Here is a 5947-nt window from a genome sequence, read left to right as displayed (position 1 = left end):
TCGTATTTTCTAGCAGTTTCTTCTCCGCCTTTTCTACCTGCTTCCTCACGAGTCATCGTTCCGCTAGAGTTGTTGTTTGTATTGTTATTTCTGTTGTTGCTGTCGCTACTACTAGTCGTATTTTGATTTCCAGAAGAAGTTCTTCCTCCCTTTTTACCTATCTCCTCAAAGTGCTTTCGATCGTATTTTCTAGCGGTTTTTTCTCCGCCTTTTCTACCTGCTTCCTCACGAGTCATCGTTCCACTAGAGTTATTGTTTTGGTTTGAATTGTTGTTAGCCATTTCAAATCTACCTCCTTGGAATATTAGATAAGGTGTTGCATAACTCTCTTTACCACCTCTATTATTCACTTAAACCATCTTTATAAAAATAGTACATTTCATCTAAAATATAGGTTTTTTTCCTAGTTTTTGGTTTTTGGCGATTGGTAGTGTTGAGTTCGTTCATACAGTCCATGTTGTACCCACTTTCTTCCTAACAAAACATCATAAGTCTTTGTGTCATTTCTTCCTATTGTTTCTTTGACCCTGGCCATTCATTTGTCTTCAGTCTTTTAATTGTTACTGACCATTAAGGACCGGCGTCTTTGCCGCTTTCTCATGGCCCTTACCCTTTCCTACCGGCGTTTCGGGTGCCTTTCCATTCCCTCTTCCTACCGACTCTTCATTTTCTCCTTTGGTTAACTTACCTGATATTTCAAAGATGTTGAACCCATTGGCTTCGGTTGTGATCTCAATGGTTCCTTTTTTGGTAGTCTTCTTTTCTTGAGTTAATGCATTTTCAAGTCTTACATTAGTTAATCTATCTTGATGATAAAGTTTTGCTAAATCAAACGTTTGTTCAGCACCTTTATTAACAATAACAAGTAGGCGTGAATCGTTATCAACTCGTTCAAAAACAAGCACATCATCATTAACAAACACTTCTTCAAACGTACCTGTACGTAGAGCTGAATACTCAGCTCGTAATGCAATAATTTCCTGATAATGAGCAAAGACATCAAGATCTTGATTTTCCTCATTCCAAGGCATCATTTCACGGTACCATCTGTCTTTCCAGTCACTGTACTCATTATGGTTTTCACTTTGAGACATACCGACTTCCGTACCGTAATAAATCATTGGCGAACCTGGTAATGTAAATTGAGTAAAGGATGCCAGCTTTAGCTTATCCGTATCGTTTCCTGCTTCATACAAGAAACGGGGAACATCATGGTTATCTAAAAAGGATGACATGATATATTCCGGATGGTAAGAAGTCGCGTTTTCTTTTACTAAATTGCTGACGTTCTTCATAGAACCACCCTTAGCAAACGTACCTTTAAACGTATCATGGAAACCAAAATCAAGTGCTCCATCTAACTTACCTGAATATGAGTTGATTTTGTCACGGTTATCCCAGATCTCTCCAAAAATATAATAATCTTTATCTAGTTGTTTTACCGCATGACGGAAGTCTACCCAGAAGCTGTAGCTAGGCCCCTTAGCATAGTCTAAACGGTATCCATCAAAGTTTACCTCTTCCAACCAGAAAGGAATGACCTCTTCAAGCATATACTCTCTCGTTTCAGGATTGTCATTATTTAGTTGCGGAAGACTTTCCACCCCGTAGAATGTTTCATATGAGCCATCCTCATAGAATGTGTACCAGTCATAGTAAGGGCTTTCCTTCCCATTATCCAATGCATCTTGGAAGAAAGCACTCTCATCTGAACTATGGTTCGGCACCATGTCATAAATGACTTTCATGTCACGAGCATGGGCTTTATCAATTAATTCTTGTAAAAGCTCAATTGAACCAAAATTTTTATCAACATTCAAGAAATCAATTGGATGATATCCATGTGAATATGGTCCTTCAAATACTGGTGATAAATAAAGCGTGTTTACTCCTAACTCATTTAAGTAATCGATTTTTTCGATAATCCCTTCAAGGTCGCCGCCCATCCAGTCTTTCAGTGCTTCCTCTAAACCTACGTCCTCTACATCTACCGTGTCATAGTTGTTATTTGGATTTCCATCTTTAAAACGATCGACAAAGATATGATAGATCACCGCATCTTTTGCCCAATCAGGAGATTGAAATTCATCTACATAATAAGCAAATTCAGTTGCTCCGACAGAGTCTAAGCTATTTGTATCAGCAAATTGAGAACCTTCTCCATCTTTATCCCATACGTCCACTTTATACTTTACAGGTGTTTCATTCGTTTGAGCTGGGATTGTCCCCTCAAAGATTGACACATATCCCTCGTTGTTTCTTTCCTTTGTAGAAACAATGTTCAATTCAGCAACTTGTCCAACTTCAGCTTCACCTCTCGCTCCTTTAGGAGAGACGCCGTCAATTGTATAATAGATACCGCCATCTGTAATCGGTCCATTGTGTTCTACTTCAACGTTTATTGTTACATCATCATTTTCACTTGGAATGAATGGAGAATGATTAAAACTATGAGATACGTTATTAGCGATTGGAATACCTGTCCACGCTTCTACTGTATCTTCTACAACATTTCCTTCCACAGTAAAGACCGCTGTACGTCTCTCTGCTCTTGTTTCCTGATAGTTGGAATCCCCTAATCCATAACGGTATTTGAGTTCATCTTCAGCTGGACCTTTTAAGGTAATGGAATAGAGGCCATCTTCAACCTTACTCATTCGTGTAACAGAATAATTAAAGTTGTTCATGTTGGAAGCGACCGTTGGAACAACCCAGTCTGGAGTTCCTTCAGGAAGTTCAACTCGTAGCGTTAGTTCGCCATCATATTCCGTCGCCGGGCGAACCTCTACATGTCTTTCATCTTCTGGGTGAAAAACAAATTGATAGGTCCCTGCCTGAGGTGTCGTAAACTCTAAGTTATCACCAGACATCCATTCGCCATCATAGACAAACTTGTATTCTACTTTTTGCCCACCTGGTAGATTAATAGGTTCACTAATCCAGACACCCTCTTCTTGATCAAAAAACAGAGGGTTGTCGTTTCCATCCCATTTTAGAGGAGCAACACTTCCCCGTAACACTACGCTTTCATACCCTCCATCATCCCCACTCCACTGGGCCGCGGCCGGTTGTGCAAGCGTTGGCATAAACGTGCTTAACAAAAGCAATATTGACAAAAATAATAAAGATAAACGGTTCATTTTCATCCTCCTTAGTATGCATTGCGCAAACGCTACATTAAAGCGCTTGCAAGATAACAGTAAAACATATAACGTTATCTTGCAAGCGTTTTCTATAAATTCATCAAAATGGTATGACTCATTGTTTGTGAAACATTTAAATAATTAGGGAAGCGATTGCACAAAAACGCATCTGCTAATTAAGGATTTGTTTTTCATCTTGTGCCCATTTAAGTGCAAATCTTAAAGCAATCAGAATTAATACTAACCCTATAATGCTTCCGAAAGTTACTGAATGTAAATAGAAATTTTTTAATGCTAATCCACCTGCAATAAAAGATTTCCCCAACAATAGAAATACAATTGTAGTTTTTTGATTTTTATTCAACAGGTTTCCTCCTCTACTGAAAATCAAACTTTTAATAAAGCACCCTTTGTATATAAGTAAAGCCCTGGCTTTAAGGAGAATTTGGGATTGAATTCAAAAAAAGAACCTTCAATTCAAAGATAGATCAAAGGTTCTCTGTTTTATTTCCAATGATATTCTAATAATTACTCAGTTCCTTAAGTGAATTTTTTATTTTATCTTTGTTTTTTCCAATCTCTTCATCATAGAAATAATTGTCCATTAATGAAAAATGTTGCTTACACTTTTTCATTCGATACCTTTGTTTCTACATCCAAAGAATTAACTAAAGACCCGCTCTTTTTCGCTTCTTAAACCAAGCGTCTGCTCTGCCTGAGTATGAATTTCGTGCAGAAGCTCTGGGTTTTCCATTAGTGACACGCCATAAGAAGGAATCATTTCTTTAATTTTCGGTTCCCACTCTTTCATATGTTGCGGGAAGCATTTTTTGATTACCTCAAGCATAACGTGAACGGCACTAGAAGCACCCGGAGAAGCGCCTAGTAATGCTGCGATTGAGCCATCAGCGGCAGTAATCACTTCCGTACCAAATTGAAGCGTTCCTTTGCCGCCAGCTTCAGTATCTTTGATAACTTGCACACGTTGGCCCGCTACTACTAAATCCCAATCCTCACTTTTCGCGTTCGGGATAAACTCACGTAACTCTTCCATGCGCTGTTCTTTCGATAACATAACTTGCTGAATCAGGTATTTTGTCAATGACATCTCTTTTGCGCCTGCCGCCAACATAGTTAAGACATTATTCGGTTTTACGGAAGTTACTAAATCGAACATTGAACCAGTTTTTAAGAACTTTGGTGAGAAGCCGGCAAATGGTCCAAATAGCAATGATTTTTTATTGTCGATATATCTAGTGTCAAGATGCGGAACAGACATTGGCGGAGCACCAACCTTCGCTTTGCCGTATACTTTTGCATGATGCTGCGCTACAACATCCGGATTTTTACACACCATAAATATTCCGCTTACCGGGAATCCTCCAATATTTTTTCCTTCAGGAATACCGGATTTTTGCAGTAAATGTAGGCTTCCTCCCCCGCCTCCGATAAAGACGAATTTTGCAGTATGGCGTTCGACAGTACCGCTACCCGAATTCCGCACTTTCAATTCCCACAAGCCGTCGCTCGTACGTTTAATATCATTAACACTATGTTTGTAGTTTATATCGACATGTTTACTCTCTAAGTGGTCAAACAACATGCTCGTTAAAGCACCAAAGTTGACATCAGTTCCAGAGTCGACTTTTGTTGCAGCTATAGGTTCATTCGATGCACGGTTTTGCATAATAAGCGGAATCCATTCCATCAGTTTTTCCGAATCATCGGAAAATTCCATCCCTTGGAATAGGGGATTGTTTGACAGCGCTTCAAAACGTTTCTTTAAAAACGTTACATTTTGTTCCCCTTGTACGAAACTCATATGAGGCAATGGCATGATAAAGTCCTGTGGATTATGTATCAGCTTGCTGTTTACAAGATAAGACCAATACTGCATTGAAACCTGAAACTGTTCATTAATATTTATAGCTTTACTAATATCTACAGATCCATCCGGTTTTTCAACTGTGTAGTTAAGCTCACACAGTGCCGCATGCCCCGTTCCCGCATTATTCCATTCGTTAGAGCTTTCCTCTCCTGCGTTTGCGAGCTTCTCAAACACTTTAATTTCCCATTCCGGTACTAATTCTTTCAAGAGTGTCCCTAAAGTCGCACTCATGATTCCGGCGCCAATTAAAATAACGTCTGTTTTAGTTTCGCTGTTGCTCATTTTTATCAACCTTTTCCCCTAAAATTTGCAGAAAAGATGTAGGCGTCACACCAAGCTAAGGCGCGACCTAGTCACACACCTTTTCTGTCTCAATTATAACCATATCATAGTGTATTACAATTATTTATAGTACTATTATATGATAATTATAAATTATTTAAAAGCTGGTAAAAAGTGAGATGTCCGTCCACAGGGCCTAGGAACACACAAAAACAAAAACCAAAGCCTTAACCCAGCTTCTTGCAAGGGTTAAGGCTTTAGTTTGCCGCCACCCTCTATTTTTCGCCTTTACTTATCATAGCACGCCATGAACCATATACATCACCAAATGGTTGATGAATCAAATATAAATCTAAATCATCCACTTGTAATCGTTCTAGAGATTTTGCGAATGCTTTCTTTGCACTCTCATAACAAGCATCCACTGCCATATTCTAAACAATATAGTCCTTTAATGGATTAACGTAAGTGGCGTTTTTAAACAATATAATAAAAAGAATGGATCTACCTTTTGGTAGATCCATTCTTTTTGTTTGCCTGGCAACGTCCTACTCTTGCAGGGGGAAGCCCCCAACTACCATCGGCGCAAAAGAGCTTAACGACCGTGTTCGGCATGGGAACGGGTGTGACCTCT

General features: G+C 39.1%; 4 protein-coding genes, 1 rRNA gene and 1 pseudogene. All 6 read right to left on the bottom strand.

The window, feature by feature from the left end; all coding sequences use genetic code 11:
* Positions 1–281, bottom strand: a 281-nt coding sequence (locus SAZ04_RS21365; protein WP_332699444.1) for a general stress protein, incomplete at its 3' end; no start/stop codon positions are given.
* A 279-nt stretch (positions 282–560) separates the two neighbouring features.
* Positions 561–3140 carry an alpha-amylase family glycosyl hydrolase gene (locus SAZ04_RS21360; protein WP_332699441.1) on the bottom strand — a complete coding sequence of 860 codons (2580 nt, stop codon included), beginning with the start codon at positions 3138–3140 and terminating at the stop codon, positions 561–563.
* Between the two features lie 175 nt (positions 3141–3315).
* A complete protein-coding gene (locus SAZ04_RS21355; RefSeq protein ID WP_332699439.1) occupies positions 3316–3507 on the bottom strand; it encodes a hypothetical protein in 192 nt (63 codons plus the stop codon).
* A 300-nt stretch (positions 3508–3807) separates the two neighbouring features.
* Positions 3808–5313: a malate:quinone oxidoreductase gene (locus SAZ04_RS21350; RefSeq protein WP_332699436.1), complete on the bottom strand. Its 1506-nt coding sequence runs from the start codon at positions 5311–5313 to the stop codon at positions 3808–3810.
* 296 nt (positions 5314–5609) lie between these two features.
* Positions 5610–5735, bottom strand: a pseudogene (locus tag SAZ04_RS21345) (aldo/keto reductase); the annotation flags it as partial.
* 113 nt (positions 5736–5848) lie between these two features.
* Positions 5849–5947 (bottom strand): 5S ribosomal RNA (rrf, locus tag SAZ04_RS21340); the annotation flags it as partial.

The organism is Halalkalibacter lacteus, assembly GCF_036663595.1.
GTDB lineage: Bacteria > Bacillota > Bacilli > Bacillales > Bacillaceae_D > Halalkalibacter > Halalkalibacter lacteus.
Note: the sequence above shows the minus strand (reverse complement) of the source record. Positions and strands in the feature narration are given on the sequence as shown.

Coding starts and splice junctions, on each gene's coding strand:
- SAZ04_RS21360 (WP_332699441.1), bottom strand. CDS start 3,140: ATGAACCGTTTATCTTTATTATTTTTGTCAATATTGCTTTTGTTAAGC.
- SAZ04_RS21350 (WP_332699436.1), bottom strand. CDS start 5,313: ATGAGCAACAGCGAAACTAAAACAGACGTTATTTTAATTGGCGCCGGA.